At 70.2% G+C, this 14093-nt stretch carries 12 protein-coding genes; 6 read left to right on the top strand and 6 right to left on the bottom strand.

Translation table 11 applies throughout. The annotated features are described in order from the left end of the window. The first annotated feature begins 182 nt into the window (after nt 1-182). Nucleotides 183-683, top strand: coding sequence for a lecithin retinol acyltransferase family protein (locus DPV79_RS14650; RefSeq protein WP_113045718.1), 501 nt, complete (start codon nt 183-185; stop codon nt 681-683). Nucleotides 684-751: 68 nt separating this feature from the next. Here DPV79_RS14650 and DPV79_RS42655 read toward each other — a convergent pair whose 3' ends face one another. The 3 genes from DPV79_RS42655 to DPV79_RS14640 all read right to left on the bottom strand — a co-directional run bounded on the left by DPV79_RS42655 (nt 752) and on the right by DPV79_RS14640 (nt 2839). Beyond that, nucleotides 752-904, bottom strand: coding sequence for a DUF2188 domain-containing protein (locus DPV79_RS42655; protein WP_165843513.1), 153 nt, complete (start codon nt 902-904; stop codon nt 752-754). Nucleotides 905-1082: 178 nt separating this feature from the next. Next, nucleotides 1083-1880 carry a polysaccharide deacetylase family protein gene (locus DPV79_RS14645; protein ID WP_113045717.1) on the bottom strand — a complete coding sequence of 266 codons (798 nt, stop codon included), beginning with the start codon at nt 1878-1880 and terminating at the stop codon, nt 1083-1085. Beyond that, a complete protein-coding gene (locus DPV79_RS14640; RefSeq protein WP_059491913.1) occupies nt 1877-2839 on the bottom strand; it encodes a 1-phosphofructokinase family hexose kinase in 963 nt (320 codons plus the stop codon). The genes DPV79_RS14645 and DPV79_RS14640 overlap by 4 nt, the downstream gene beginning before the upstream one ends. A 230-nt stretch (nt 2840-3069) precedes the next feature. Between DPV79_RS14640 and DPV79_RS14635 the strand changes: the two genes are divergently transcribed. Beyond that, entirely contained in the window at nt 3070-4863 is a 1794-nt protein-coding gene (locus DPV79_RS14635; protein ID WP_113045716.1) for an adenosylcobalamin-dependent ribonucleoside-diphosphate reductase, read from the top strand. A gap of 23 nt (nt 4864-4886) precedes the next feature. On the opposite strand, the gene ftsH is transcribed toward DPV79_RS14635, so the two are convergent. The 3 genes from ftsH to DPV79_RS14620 are packed head-to-tail and all read right to left on the bottom strand — an operon-like array spanning nt 4887 to nt 8029. Continuing rightward, nucleotides 4887-6800: an ATP-dependent zinc metalloprotease FtsH gene (gene ftsH / locus DPV79_RS14630; RefSeq protein ID WP_113045715.1), complete on the bottom strand. Its 1914-nt coding sequence runs from the start codon at nt 6798-6800 to the stop codon at nt 4887-4889. Nucleotides 6801-6833: 33 nt separating this feature from the next. Next, nucleotides 6834-7343, bottom strand: a complete 510-nt coding sequence (locus DPV79_RS14625; RefSeq protein ID WP_060129974.1) for a BCAM0308 family protein — start codon at nt 7341-7343, stop codon at nt 6834-6836. Nucleotides 7344-7381: 38 nt separating this feature from the next. Beyond that, nucleotides 7382-8029, bottom strand: a complete 648-nt coding sequence (locus DPV79_RS14620) for a BON domain-containing protein (protein WP_113045757.1) — start codon at nt 8027-8029, stop codon at nt 7382-7384. Nucleotides 8030-8310: 281 nt separating this feature from the next. On the opposite strand from DPV79_RS14620, the gene DPV79_RS14615 reads away from it, so the two are divergent. From DPV79_RS14615 to rbbA, 4 genes are all read left to right on the top strand, one after another. Further along, nucleotides 8311-8499 carry a DUF2964 family protein gene (locus tag DPV79_RS14615; RefSeq protein ID WP_113045756.1) on the top strand — a complete coding sequence of 63 codons (189 nt, stop codon included), beginning with the start codon at nt 8311-8313 and terminating at the stop codon, nt 8497-8499. A gap of 210 nt (nt 8500-8709) precedes the next feature. Beyond that, a complete protein-coding gene (locus tag DPV79_RS14610; RefSeq protein WP_113045714.1) occupies nt 8710-10218 on the top strand; it encodes an efflux transporter outer membrane subunit in 1509 nt (502 codons plus the stop codon). Beyond that, nucleotides 10215-11288 carry an HlyD family secretion protein gene (locus DPV79_RS14605; protein ID WP_021163492.1) on the top strand — a complete coding sequence of 358 codons (1074 nt, stop codon included), beginning with the start codon at nt 10215-10217 and terminating at the stop codon, nt 11286-11288. The genes DPV79_RS14610 and DPV79_RS14605 overlap by 4 nt, the downstream gene beginning before the upstream one ends. Beyond that, nucleotides 11285-14092, top strand: coding sequence for a ribosome-associated ATPase/putative transporter RbbA (rbbA, locus tag DPV79_RS14600; protein ID WP_113045755.1), 2808 nt, complete (start codon nt 11285-11287; stop codon nt 14090-14092). The genes DPV79_RS14605 and rbbA overlap by 4 nt, the downstream gene beginning before the upstream one ends. Nucleotide 14093: the final 1 nt, after the last annotated feature.

Here is a 14093-nt window from a genome sequence, read left to right as displayed (position 1 = left end):
GATATTGCGCGGCGCGTCGGGAATTTCCGACACGGCGGCCCGACGTCGGACAGCAAGCTCAGGCCGCGCTGATTGTCCGGCCATGTTCCGCCGCCAATACTGGAGACGTGACAGGACGCAACGCGTACCGCGGCTCGCAAGCAAGTATTCCGCACGGCCGCCACCGGATCCAGGAGCTGGCCATGACTCGCCCGAACACAGCCCACGCCGACGATGCCGCGCCGCACCGCGACCTTCCGGTCGGCGCCCACCTCGTGACCCGGCGCCCCGGTTACGTTCACCACGGGATCTACATCGGCGACGGCAACGTGATCCACTACGCGGGCCTGGCACGCAGTCCGGGCGGCGGCCCGGTCGAAGTCGTCTCCCTCGACGACTTCTGCGCCGGATTCGGTCTCGCGATGGTCCGGCACGCGCGGGCTCCGTACGACGGCACGGAAGCGGCGCGGCGCGCAACCTCGCGCCTCGGCGAATGCCGCTACCGGCTGCTCACCAACAACTGCGAGCACTTCTGCCTGTGGTGCCTGTTCGGCGTCGGCAGGAGCGAGCAGGTCGCGTCGTGCCTGCGCAACCCGCTTCACGGCATCGCAGTCGCCGCCGTGCTGCTTGCGTGCGTGCTGACCGGGCGGCTGCATCCGGCATCCGTCGAACGCACGCCGGCCCCGCATGCCTGCACGGCCTAGCACGACCTGAATCGACCTGACGCCCCCGCCCGTCACCCGCGCGGTCGAAAGGCAGCGTGCACCCGCCCCTAGCGTTTCGCCTGCGCGATCGCGATACGGATCGCGCTGCCCTCGGCGCGCCCTTGCCGCAGCAGCGCGTTGGCGATCTCGATCGCCTTGCCGCGAACCGGCGGCGGCAGGTTCCGCATCGACGGCGGATAGCGTTCGTCATTCCACGGCATGGTCGATCCGGCTAGTAGAGACTGGCAGAGGCCGGCCGATCCCGCCGTGCCGGCCGGCGGGCATCGCGGCAGGAACGCAGCGACGATGCAGCGGGCTCCACGGGATCCGGCCCGGCGTGAACCCCGACGGAGACGACATCGGCGAACGACCGCGGTAACCCCGCGATCCGGTGACCGGTCACGGCCTCTCCCCTACGGTTTGCAGCAATCCGTTCATGCATCGCGTGCCGCACGCATCCGTCATCAGATAGCGCGGCAATGCCATCGGGGGATCCGTCGGCCGGACGGGGCGGCCATCGATCGTGAACGCCGCGACATAGCCTTCGCGAGCGGCCAGCCGGTCGGTCTGCGCATCATGGACGCCGAACGGCCAGGCCAGCAGCCGGATCGGCCGACCGGTTTCGGACTCGAGCCGCTCGCGCGACCGGCCCAACTGGAACGAGACGAATCGTTGGTAATCCGCTTCAGTTCGCCGCGCGCGCTCGGTGGCGAAATTCGGATGCCAGTAGGTATGCGACTCGATATCGTATCCACCGGATCGGCCGAGCGCGCGCAACTGATCCCACGTCATCGCGTAGCGGGCGTTGGAAATCGCCGACGGATAGATGAACAGCGTGACCGGCACCGGATGCGCCGCCAGCAGCGGGCGCAGCACGTCGTAGACGGAACGGTGACCGTCGTCCACCGTGATCGCGACCGCGCGCGCCGGTAGCGCATCCGTCTGGCCGTCGTGCCAGCGCACGACGTCGGCGAGCGGCACGATACGGTAGCCGCTCGCCTCGATCGCGTGCAGTTGCTCGATGAACGTCCCGGTGCGCACCGTCATCGAATCCACGCGTTGCGTCGCAAACCGGTGATAGACGAGTATCAGCACGCGTTGCGACACGGGCGCGACCGTGCCGGTGCCGGCGCCGGCGGACGCCATCCGCGGCAGGCACGACAGCAGCAGCAGCCAGACGATCGCGCGCAAGCTCATGCCGCACCTCGCGCCATGGCCGTGCCGCGTGCCTGCGCAACCAGTTCCGCATGAATCCGTTCGACGTCCTCACGTGTACACAGTGCCGTACCGGGATGCTCGACCGACGCGGCCGATGCCGCCAGCGCATACCGGCATGCGTCGTCGAACGGCACGCCGCGCGCCAGCGCCCAGATCATCCCGCCGACGAAACTGTCGCCGGCACCCACCGTGCTGCACACGGCCGCGGGCCTGCCCGGCAGGCGCAGCGCGCGCTCGCGCGTGACGACCCATGCGCCGCGCGCGCCGAGCGTCAGCGCAACGATGTCGGCGCGCCCCTGCGCGACGAGCTCGCCCGCCTTCCGGCATGCCGACGCTTCGTCGAGCGGTTCACCGGCCAGCGCGCTCAGTTCGTCGAGGCTGGGCTTCACGAGATGGACACCGGCGTCGAGGGCGGCGCGCAGCGCCGGGCCCGCCGCGTCGACGACCACCCGGCTGCCGTTCGCGGCGGCCGTCCGCGCGAGCGTCGCATACAGGTCGTCCGGCGCGCCGGGCGGCAGGCTGCCGCTCAGCACGAGATAACGCGGCGCGGGTTGCAAGGCCGCGATGCGGGCCGCGCAGTCGCGCCACTCGGCGGCCGTGACCGACGGCCCCGGCATCAGGAAACGGTATTCACGCCCCGTCGCGGTCTCGGTCACGCACACGTTCTCGCGCGTCTCGCCGGCGATCCGCAGGCGGACGGACGGCACGTGTTCGGCTTCGAGCAGCAGCGTCAGCACGTCGCCCGTCGGCCCGCCCGCCAGGTACAGCGCAACGCAGTCGCCGCCGAGCCGGTGAACGGTCCGGGCGACGTTGATCCCGCCGCCGCCCGGGTCCCGCCTGGGTCGCGCGCAGCGCAGCTTGTGCGTATCGACGATATGTTCGACCGACGTCGAGACATCGACGGCCGGATTCAATGTGACGGTAACGATCTCGGTCATGGCGCGTGGTCGGTGGAAGACACGATTCGCGGGCTTGCGCGGCGCCCGCCCGCGGCCGTGCCGCGTTCCGGCCATCGGCGCAAGCCGGCCCTCACACCACCTTACGCATGCCCCTTCGCACCGCGTTGACGACCGTCAAACGATGCCGCAACCGCGCCGGATTGCGCTCGATCAACGACGCGGGCGGGCAGGCCCTTACAGTGAGTCATCCGTCGTCGCCGAGCCCCGCCATGGACGAGCAGCCGCTTTGCACCACCGTGCTCGCCGAGCGCTATGCGCAGCCCGGCGAAACGTCGCGCGCAGCCGTCTTCCAGCGTGTCGCCCATGCACTGTCACTCGCCGAGCCGCCCGCGCTGCGCGCCCGGGCCGAGCGCACGTTTTTCCTGAACCTGCAGCGCGGCGCGATCGGCGCCGGCCGCATCATGGCGAATGCCGGCTCGACGGCAGGCGGAACGATGATCAACTGCTTCGTCCACCCGCTCGCGGTTCCCGTGGAGATGCCGCTACAAGGCACCGACGCGGCGCTCGCGCAGGCGCTCGACGACGCCCGGCTCACGCTGCTGATGGGCGGCGGAATCGGCTACGACTTCTCGCCGGTGCCGCCCGCCGGCGCGTACGAACGCCGCCTGTCGGCCGAACGTGGCGCCTGCGCGGCGATCGACCGCTTCGATGCGATGTGCCGCACGCTGCCGTTCACCGGCCCGCGCCGCGGCGCGCAGATGGGCGTGCTGCGCTGCGATCATCCGGATCTGGCCGCGTTCGTCACGGCCAAGCGCGGGCGATCGCGCTGGCCGACCTTCAACCTGTCGGTCGGCATCACGGACGCGTTCATGGAAGCGGTCGCGCACGATCTGCCCTGGGCGCTCGTCCATCACGCGCCGCGCCACGCAGCCGACGCTGCGTCGCCCCGGCGGCAGGACGGGCACTACCTTCATGCGACGGTTCCTGCTCGCAAGCTGTGGCAAACGATCGTCAACGCCGCACGCGACAGCGCCGAACCCGGACTGCTGTTCCTCGACACGATCCGCGACGCGAACCCGCTGCGCGAGCACGAGCAGATCGACGCGACGAACCCGTGCGGCGAACAGCCGCTGCCGCCCTACGGCAGCTGCGTGCTCGGGCCGATCGACCTGTCGCGGTTCGTGCATCATCCGTTCGGCATCGGCGGCGAGCCGCGCATCGATTTCACGGCGCTTGCCGACGCGGTTCACGTCCAGGTGCGCCTGCTCGACGATGTGCTCGACCTCACCGCATGGCCGCTCGCCGCGCATGCACGTGAAGCGCAGCGGACACGGCGCATCGGTGTCGGCGTGACGGGCCTGGGCGACGCGCTGACGATGCTGCGGCTACGCTACGACAGCGTCGAGGCGCGCGCATGTGCGCGCAGCATCGCGCTGACGATGCGCGAGCACGCGTTTGCCGCATCGGCCGCGCTGGCCGCCGAGCGCGGCGCGTTTCCCGCCTACGATCCGGCCGCTTACCTGACCGGCCCCGCCTATCGGATGCGGCTGCCGCTGAAGGTACATCACGCGATCGACCGGCACGGGCTGCGCAACAGCCATCTGCTGTCGTTCGCGCCGGCCGGCAGCGTGAGTCTCGCGTTCTGCGACAACTGCTCGAACGGCATCGAGCCGGCCGTCGGCTGGACGCAGCGCCGGATGGTCCGCACGGCAGACGGGCAGGTGCGCGCGTTCCGGGTACAGAACCATGCTTACCGGCTGTTTCGCGCGCTGCATGGCAACGGCGTCGGGCTGCCGGACTATTTCGCTACCGCGGCCGAGATCGCACCGCTCGATCACGTCGCGATGCTCGCGGCGCTCCAGCCCTGCGTCGACGCCGGCATCTCGAAGACCGTGACGCTGGACAGCCAGTGTTCGCTGGCGCAGGTCGACGCGCTGTTCTTCGCGGCGTGGCGCGACCGGCTCAAGGGCATCACGGTGTTCCGCCCCGATCCGCGGCTCGCGTCGGTCGTTACCGACGACACCGCGCAACCGCGCGACGGCGCGGTCTGCATCGGCTGTTGAACGGCCCGCTCGCCGGTCGCGGGTCAGGCCGACGTGTCCGTGGCCGCTACCGGCTCCGCATCGGCTCGCGCCGGCCCGGGCGCCGCACCGCGATCGTCCGGCGGCGTAATGAGCGCCACCAGCGTGTCGTGATCGATCGACTCGTGTTGCAGCAGGCACCGCGCGATCCGTTCGAGCGCGTCGCGATGCTCGCCGAGCGTCGCCGCGACGCGGATGTGCGCGTCTTCGAGCAGCGCGCGCACCTCCTCGTCGATCAACTGCGCGGTGTGTTCGCTGCAGCGGCCGTCGCCCGGCGTCCACACGCCGGGTGAACCGCCTTGCGGCGTCGCGTCGTCCAGCGTCGCCAGGCCGAGCTTCGCGCTCATCCCGTACTGCATGACCATGTGCCGCGCCAGCGCGGTCGCTCGCTCGAGGTCGTTCTGCGCGCCGGTCGATACGTCGCCGAACGCGATCTCCTCGGCGACGCGGCCGCCGAGCAGGACGTCGAGCCGGTCGAGCAGCTCGCTCTTGCGCAGCACGTAGCGATCCTCGGTCGGCACCTGCTGCGTGTAGCCGAGCGCCGCGATGCCGCGCGGGATGATCGACACCTTCTTCACCGGATCGCAATGCACGCGGCTTTGCGCGACGAGCGCGTGCCCCGCCTCGTGGTACGCGATGGTCTGCTTTTCCTCGTCGTTCATCACGCGGCTCTTGCGCTCCATGCCCGTCATCGCGCGATCGATCGCCTCGTCGAAGTCGGCCATGCCGATCGCCGGCTTGCCGAGCTCGGCCGCATGCAGCGCGGCCTCGTTGACGACGTTCGCGAGATCCGCGCCGACGAAGCCCGGCGTGCGCTGCGCCAGCTCGGCAAGGTCGACCTCCGGGGCCAGCTTCACGCGCTTCGTGTGCACGGCAAGGATCTGCTTGCGGCCGTTCAGGTCGGGCCGGTCGATCGCGATGTGGCGGTCGAAGCGCCCGGGCCGCAGCAACGCCGGATCCAGGATCTCCGGCCGGTTGGTCGCGGCCATGATGATCACGCCCGAATTGGCCTGGAAGCCGTCCATCTCGACGAGCAGCTGGTTGAGCGTCTGCTCGCGCTCGTCGTTGCCGGACATCAGGCCGACGCCGCGCGCCTTGCCGAGCGCATCGAGCTCGTCGATGAACACGATGCACGGCGCCTTCTGCTGCGCCTGCTCGAACAGGTCGCGCACGCGTGCCGCGCCGACCCCGACGAACATCTCGACGAACGCCGAGCCGCTGATCGTGAAGAACGGCACGGCCGCCTCGCCGGCCACCGCGCGCGCGAGCAGCGTCTTGCCGGTGCCGGGCGCGCCGACGATCAGCACGCCCTTCGGGATCTTGCCGCCGAGCCGCTGGTAGCGTTCGGGGTTGCGCAGGAACGCGACGATCTGCTGCAGTTCGGCCTTCGCCTCGTCGATGCCGGCGATGTCGTCGAACGTGATGCCGGTTTCCTGCTGCACGTACACGCGCGCCTGGCTCTTGCCCATGCCGCTGAAGTCCCGGACGCCGCCCGGCCTGCGCATCATGAAGCTCCAGAACGTCACGAGGAGGATCACCGGCAATATCCACCCGGCAAGCGTTTCCAGCCAGCCCGAATCCGGCACGCCGCGATAGCGGATGCCGGCGGCCGTGAGTTCGGTGACGAGACGATCGTCAGCGACCCGGTTGGTCGTGAAGCGCCATGGCGGCCCGGCCTTCTTCACGGCGGCCGCGTCGGAGGCCGGCAGGTTCGCGGCGGCCTCGGGCATGCGCAGCACGCCCGAAATCGACGACTGGCCGATGTCCAGATCGTCGACGAGCCGCGCGTCGACCAGGCGGTGAAAGTCGCTGTACGGGATCGACGTCGTTGCCGGCCGGGCCATCAGCAGCTGATACGCCACCAGCGCGGCAAACACGAACGGGATCAGCAGTCCGGAATAATCGAATGATTTTTTCATCGTTTCGGGCCCGCTCGCCGGACACACCTCCGTTCATGCGTCGTTGCGCGTCCATTGCGCGCGCAGGATGTCCTCGCCATCGCGATAGTGGAGTGCGAGATCGCCGTGATGCGCATGCAGCAACGCTTCCGCCAGCCGTCGCACCATGTGCACGCCCGTCGTACGGACGACGAGCGTATCGGCGGATTTCTCGATTTCCATGATGCGTTCGAGCGCGTGCTCGCTCGTCTCCAGGATGGCCTGGCGCTCGAGCAGGTCGAGAATCGTCGCCCGGTGCGCGCACAGGTATGCGCCGTGCAGCACCAGTTCGCCCGCCGGCAGGTTTTCCCGCATGCGCCTGCAGGCCGGGCATTCGAGCTGGCGCCGGTCGAGCGGCGTCGCGTACCACGTCCAGCGGCCCGCGTCGCAAACGGCGCCGCAGCCTTCGCAGATCCTGTCGCCCTTCGGCCGCTTCGGATCGCGGTAGCTGTCCTTCGTATGCGGCTGCATGCGCCTGTCGTGGCGCAGAGGGTGTCGGCCGGGGCCGGAATTCGAACGGTTCATGACTGCTTCTCCTCGCTGTAGACAGCACTGGCGAGCCGTCAGCCGACGGTGAGCCGGTCGACGACCTCCCGGACGCCTCTCACCGACCCGGCCGCACCGCACGCGGCGCGCCTTTCGGCGAGCGACGCGACCTTGCCCGTCAACGTGACGATGCCGTCGGCCGCGTCGATCGCAATGCCCGCGGATTCGCGCCGCGCGCGACGCGCAAGCGCTTCGGCAATCCGCGTGCCGACGTCCGGCACCGTGTGATCCGTTCGCACACTGATCCGGTTCGCGACGCCGACGACGCCGATCATCCGGCTGACCATCTTTTCCGCCGCCCGACTCTGGTATGCATGATCGACTTCACCGTCGAGCGTCACGCAACCGTGATCGACCTCGACGCGAATCTTGTGATCGCGCAGCGCCTCCTGCCAGCCGAGCGCGAACGTGATCGCGATCGCCAGTTCCTGGTCCGCGCACGCGTTCTCCGGTGGCGCGACGTTCAGTTCGAGCACCAGCGCGCGTGCATCCTCGACATGCAGCGCCGTTTTCTGCGCCTCGAGTTTCTGGGCCCAGCTGTCGACCGTGCCGCGCAACGTCACGATCCGGTCGTGTACGTCGACGTCGATCCGTCGCGCATCGACCGCCGGATTCCAGAACAGCGCCTGCTCGACATCCTGCTTGAGTACTGCGTCGGACTTCATTGCCGTCTCCTGTCGGGCCGTGCCGGTCGCGACATTCGCGATCGGCGATGGGGCCGCACCGGATTCAGCATCGCGCAAGGCGGCGCCGGCGGTTTGACGAGGATCAATCAACGCCGTGCTTGCGGCAGCCGCCGTCGCACACACTCGATCCCGATTTTTCCGTTGACGCAGATCAACTGCGCGACCGGGCGCGACGCGATCATGACCCCGGCGGCGCCGCGACATTCGTGGCGGCCCCCACGCTTCGCATCGTTGCGACCGCCGTTCCCCGGGAGACCGTCATGAACCGCAGGCAATACCGCATCTCGCTGGCGACGCTCAGCGTATTCATCGCGCTCGCATCGCTGGGCGGCATCATTCACGGCATGCTGTTCGACGAGCGGGTGTTCAGATACTCGATCGTCACGCTGATCCTGAGCATCCTCTCGTTCGCCGTCCTGCTGAACCTCGCTCCCGGCGACCGGTCGTGACGCGCGCGACCGCGTCGGGCCCGGCGCAACCCGCCGGCCCTGGGGCCATGTTCCGGCGCGCCTGTCAACCGAAGCACCGCTCGAAACGCATTCCCGCGGAAGTGATGCAGATCAAGGGTAGGAGCGTCAATCGTCGGATATAAGTGAACCCGAAGCGGCGACGCCACGAGGCGGCGCCACCCCGCGTTTCCGTATTCGCCGAGGCTTTCCATGCGCGCCACCGCGCTTCCCGTCGTGTTCCGCACTGCAGCTTCCCGGTACGGGCGTTTCGTTGCGCTCGCAACGAGTATCGGCCTGCTGTCCGGATGCCTGTCGCTCGCCCCGCCGGACCAGCGCCCCGCCGCGCCGATCCCGGCCGCCTTTCCGGATCCGTCGGCCGGCGCCACGCCCGCGGCCGCGCAGGTGCCCGCATGGCAGGACTACTTCGTCGATGCGCGCCTGCGGGCGCTGATCGCGCAGGCGCTGGCCAACAATCGCGACCTGCGCGCGGCCGTCGCGCGCGTCGAACAGGCCCGTGCCGTCTACGGCATCCGCAGCGCGGACCAGTGGCCGACGATCGGCGCCGGCGCGGCCTATGCGCGGTTTCGCGCGCCGGGCGGGCTCCTCACGCCCACCCCTTTCATCGGCCAGGCCTACGAGGTCCGGCTGGCCGAGACGCAATGGGAGCTCGATTTCTGGGGCCGCGTGCGCAACCTGAAGGAAGCGGCGCTGCAGCGCTATCTCGCGAGCGATGCGGCCCGGCGTGCCGCGACGCTGAGCGTGATCACGTCGGTCGCCAACGCGTACCTGACGCTGTGCGAATACGACGAGCGCATCGCGCTGACCCGCGCGACGATCGACACGCGCCGCGAGTCGCTGCGGATTTTCCGGCTTCGCCATGCGGCCGGCGCGATCTCGCGCCTCGACCTGACGCAGGCGGAGATCCTGCTGCAGCAAGCGGAATCCCTCGGCGCCCAGTTGCAACAGGCGCGCGCATCGGCGGCCGATGCACTGGCCCTGCTGGTCGGTGCGCCGCCGGATCTGGCCGGCACGCCGCTCGCGCTCGACGACGACGCCGTCGCGCCGTCGCTCGCCCCGGGCCTGCCCTCGTCGCTGCTCGCGCAGCGGCCGGACGTGATCGCGGCCGAACACGAACTGCAGGCGTCCCGCGCGAACATCGGCGCGGCGCGCGCCGCGTTCTTTCCGCGCATCGCGCTGACGAGCTCGATCGGCTCGGGCAGCAGCGCGCTGCATGAGTTGCTGACGTCCGGCACCGGCGTCTGGTCGGTGATCCCGAACGTGACGTTGCCGCTGATCGACGGCGGCCGCAACCGCTCGAATCTCGCGCTCGCGCACGCGCAGCGCGACGAAGCGCTCGCGCGGTACGAGCGGACGATCCAGAGCGCGTTTCGCGACGTGTCCGATGCGCTTGCATCCCGCTACTGGCTGGCCGACGAGGTGCGTATCGAGCGCGCCACGCTGGATTCGCAGGCCGAGCGGGCCCGCCTCGCGAAGCTGCGCTACGACAGCGGCGCGACCCGCTTCCTCGAGGTGCTCGACGCCCAGCGGGACCTGATGAACGCGGAGCAGCAATGGGTGATGACGCGTCGCGCGCTGTTGTCGAGCCGCGTCGCGCTGTACGGCGCGCTCGGCGGCGCCACGCAAGACGGCGGCGCGGGCGCCGCGCGACCGACCAACGAATCGACCAACGAATCGACGAATCCGGATTCCACACGATGAAAACCCTCAAGCGCCCTCTTCTGATCGGGGCAGGCGTCGCCGTGCTCGCGATCGGCATCACGTATTTCGGATGGACGCGCTGGCGTGACGGGCAGGCCGATGCCGGCCTCGTGAGCGGCAACGGCCGCATCGAGGCGACCGAGATCGACGTCGCGACCAAGCTGCCGGGACGCGTCACCGCGATGCTCGTCGACGAAGGCGACTTCGTGAAGGCCGGGCAGCCGCTCGCGCGCATGGACGTGGTCGTCCTGCAGGCCCAACTCGACGAGGCGCGCGCCCGGGAGGAGCAGGCCGTGAACACGGCGGCGAGCATCGACGCGCAGGTCGCGCAGCGGCGCAGCGACAAGGCGGCGGCCGAGGCCGTCGTCGTCCAGCGGGAAAGCGAACTGGATGCGGCGACACGGCGGCTCGCGCGCTCCGAAACGCTGTCGCGCGACGGCGCGTCGTCGATGCAGGAACTCGACGACGATCGCGCACGCGCCGGCAGCCTGCGGGCGACCGTGAATGCGGCGCGCGCGCAGGTGCAGGCTGCCCAGGCCGCGATCGACGCGACCCGGGCCCAGCTGGTCGCCGCGCACTCCGCGGTGACGGCCGCGCAGGCGACCGTCGCGCGCGTGCAGGCCGACATCTCGGACAGCGACCTGACCTCGCCGCGCGACGGGCGCGTGCAGTATCGCGTGGCCGAATCGGGCGAGGTGCTGCCGGCCGGCGGCAAGGTGGTCAACGTGGTCGACCTGTCGGACGTCTACATGACGTTCTTCCTGCCCGAAACGGTCGTCGGCCGGGTGCCGCTCGGCGCCGACGTGCGGATCGTGCTCGATGCCGCGCCGGAATACGTGATTCCGGCCCGCGTGTCGTACGTGTCGAGCACCGCGCAGTTCACGCCGAAGACGGTCGAGACGGCCACCGAGCGGCAGAAGCTGATGTTCCGGGTGAAGGCGCGCATCGACCGCGACCTGCTGCAGCGCCACCTGAAGCTCGTCAAGACCGGGCTGCCGGGTGTCGCGTGGCTGAAGGTCGATCCGAACGCCGCGTGGCCGGCGCGCCTCGCCGTCCGGGTGCCGCAATGAAATCGGCGCTCCCGGCCGATACCGGTGCCGGCGCGACCGAAACGCTGCCGGCACCCGCGCCGGTCGCCCGGCTGTCCGGCGTCTCGCTGCGCTACGGCGACAAGGCCGCGCTCGACGACGTGACGCTCGACATCCCGGCCGGCCGCATGGTCGGGCTGATCGGCCCGGACGGCGTCGGCAAGTCGAGCCTGCTCGCGCTCGTGTCCGGCGCACGCGCGATCCAGCAGGGGCGCGTCTGGGCGCTCGGCGCCGACCTGTCGTCGCGCCGCCATCGCGCGCGCGTGTGCCGGCGCATCGCGTACATGCCGCAGGGCCTGGGCCGGAACCTCTACGCGACGCTGTCCGTCGAGGAAAACCTGCAGTTTTTCGCGCGACTGTTCGGCCACGATGCGGCGGAGCGGCGCCGCCGGATCGACGCGCTCACGCGCAGCACCGGCCTCCACCCGTTCCTGGATCGCCCCGCCGGCAAACTGTCCGGCGGCATGAAGCAGAAGCTCGGCCTGTGCTGCGCGCTGATCCACGATCCCGACCTGCTGATCCTCGACGAACCGACGACCGGCGTCGATCCGCTGTCGCGCGCCCAGTTCTGGGAACTGATCGCGCGCATCCGGGCCGCCCGCCCGGCGATGAGCGTGCTGGTGGCGACCGCGTACATGGACGAAGCCCGGCGCTTCGACCGGCTGATCGCGATGGACGCCGGGCGGGTGCTGGCGACCGGCAGCCCGGACGAGCTGCTGGCCCGCACCGGGTGCGACACGCTCGAAGGCGCATTCGTCGCGTTGCTCCCGGACGCGCAGCGGCGCGGGCACGAGCCGATCCGGATCGCGCCGTTCCAGCCCGAACCCGCCGCCGGCTACGCGATCGAGGCCGACGGGCTGACGATGCGGTTCGGCGATTTCGTCGCGGTCGATCACGTGAGCCTGCAAATCCGCCGCGGCGAGATCTTCGGCTTCCTCGGCTCCAACGGCTGCGGCAAGTCGACGACGATGAAGATGCTCACGGGCCTGTTGCCGGCCTCCGCAGGCACGGCGACGCTGTTCGGCCAGCCGGTCGCGGCCGACGACATCGACACGCGCCGGCGGGTCGGCTACATGTCGCAGGGGTTTTCGCTGTATGGCGAGCTGACCGTCCGGCAGAACCTCGTACTGCATGCGCGCCTGTTCGGCGTGCCGGAGGCGGACGTGCCGGGGCGGGTCGACGAAATGGCCGGGCGCTTCGGGCTCACCGGCGTACTCGACGCGTTACCCGAAAGCCTGCCGCTCGGCATGCGGCAGCGCTTGTCGCTCGCGGTCGCGATGGTGCACAAGCCCGAACTGCTGATCCTCGACGAGCCGACGTCGGGTGTCGATCCCGTCGCGCGCGACGACTTCTGGCGGCTGATGATCGAGCTCGCCCGGCAGGATCGCGTGACGATCTTCATCTCGACGCACTTCATGAACGAAGCCGAGCGCTGCGATCGCATCTCGCTGATGCACGCGGGCCGGGTGCTCGCCAGCGCGTCGCCGGGGGAACTCGTGCGCATGCGCGGCGCCGGCACGCTCGAGGAGGCGTTCATTGCATACCTGACCGACGCGCAGCGTGCGGACAGCGTCCCGATGGACGCCGCGTCCGACGCGGGCTGGCTGAGCGCGCCGCCCGAGGCCTCCGCCAGCGGGGCCGGCACCGCCCGCGCGGCCGCGTGGTTCAGCCCGGCGCGGGCCGGCAGCTACCTGTGGCGGGAAGTGCTGGAGCTGCGGCGCGACCCGCTGCGCGCGACGCTGGCCCTGTTCGGGTCGCTCGTCCTGATGTGCGTCATCAGCATCGGCATCAGCCTCGACGTCGACAACCTGACGTTCGCGGTGCTCGACCGCGACCAGTCGATCCTGAGCCAGGACTATGCGCAGAACCTCGGCGGCTCGCGCTACTTCGTGCCGCGCGCGCCGCTCGCGGACGAGCGCGAGATCGACCGTCGCATGCGCAACGGCCAGTTGTCGCTCGCGATCGAGATTCCGCCCGGGTTCGCGCGGGACGTCGCGCACGGCCGCCGGGTCGAGATCGGCGCGTGGATCGACGGCGCGATGCCGATGCGCGCCGAGACGATCCGCGGCTACGTCGCCGGCATGCACGAGAACTGGCTGCGCGACCAGGCGAAGCGCCGGCTCGGCGCGTCGCTCGCGCCGGCCGTCGAGATCGCCGTGCGCTATCGCTACAACCCGGACGTCAGGAGCCTGCCGGCGATGATTCCGGCCATCATGCCGATGCTGCTGCTGATGCTGCCCGCGATGCTGACGGCGCTCGCCGTCGTCCGGGAACGGGAGCTCGGGTCGATCGTCAACCTGTACGTCACACCCGTCACACGCGCGGAATTCCTGCTCGGCAAGCAGGCGCCCTACGTGATGCTCGCGATGCTGAACTTCCTGCTGATGGTCGTGCTGGCCGACGTCGCGTTCGGCGTGCGGATCAAGGGCAGTTTCTTCACGCTCGCGGCCGCGGTGCTGGTCTTCAACGTGGTGGCCACGGGCATCGGCCTGTTCGCGTCGACGTTCACGCGCAGCCAGATCGCCGCGATCTTCATGACGATCGTCGGCACGCTGATTCCCGTCGTGCAGTTCTCGGGGCTGCTCACGCCGCTGTCGTCGCTGGAAGGCGCCGGCAAGTGGATCGGGGCGGTCTACCCGGCCACCTACATGCTCGCGATCAGCCGCGGCGTCTACAACAAGGCGCTCGGCCTGGGCGACCTGTCGTCGCAGTTCTGGCCGCTGCTCGCGGCGGCGCCGGCCATCCTGGCCATGACCGCCGTCCTGCTGCGCAAACAGGAGCGCTGAC

The organism is Burkholderia reimsis (assembly GCF_003294055.1).
GTDB classification, from domain to species: Bacteria; Pseudomonadota; Gammaproteobacteria; order Burkholderiales; family Burkholderiaceae; genus Burkholderia; species Burkholderia cepacia.
The sequence above is the reverse complement of the archived record's forward strand: the minus strand, read 5'-3'. Positions and strand labels throughout refer to the sequence as shown.

Coding starts and splice junctions, on each gene's coding strand:
- DPV79_RS14650 (WP_113045718.1), top strand. CDS start 183: ATGACTCGCCCGAACACAGCCCACGCCGACGATGCCGCGCCGCACCGC.
- DPV79_RS42655 (WP_165843513.1), bottom strand. CDS start 904: ATGCCGTGGAATGACGAACGCTATCCGCCGTCGATGCGGAACCTGCCG.
- DPV79_RS14645 (WP_113045717.1), bottom strand. CDS start 1,880: ATGAGCTTGCGCGCGATCGTCTGGCTGCTGCTGCTGTCGTGCCTGCCG.
- DPV79_RS14640 (WP_059491913.1), bottom strand. CDS start 2,839: ATGACCGAGATCGTTACCGTCACATTGAATCCGGCCGTCGATGTCTCG.
- DPV79_RS14635 (WP_113045716.1), top strand. CDS start 3,070: ATGGACGAGCAGCCGCTTTGCACCACCGTGCTCGCCGAGCGCTATGCG.
- ftsH (WP_113045715.1), bottom strand. CDS start 6,800: ATGAAAAAATCATTCGATTATTCCGGACTGCTGATCCCGTTCGTGTTT.
- DPV79_RS14625 (WP_060129974.1), bottom strand. CDS start 7,343: ATGAACCGTTCGAATTCCGGCCCCGGCCGACACCCTCTGCGCCACGAC.
- DPV79_RS14620 (WP_113045757.1), bottom strand. CDS start 8,029: ATGAAGTCCGACGCAGTACTCAAGCAGGATGTCGAGCAGGCGCTGTTC.
- DPV79_RS14615 (WP_113045756.1), top strand. CDS start 8,311: ATGAACCGCAGGCAATACCGCATCTCGCTGGCGACGCTCAGCGTATTC.
- DPV79_RS14610 (WP_113045714.1), top strand. CDS start 8,710: ATGCGCGCCACCGCGCTTCCCGTCGTGTTCCGCACTGCAGCTTCCCGG.
- DPV79_RS14605 (WP_021163492.1), top strand. CDS start 10,215: ATGAAAACCCTCAAGCGCCCTCTTCTGATCGGGGCAGGCGTCGCCGTG.
- rbbA (WP_113045755.1), top strand. CDS start 11,285: ATGAAATCGGCGCTCCCGGCCGATACCGGTGCCGGCGCGACCGAAACG.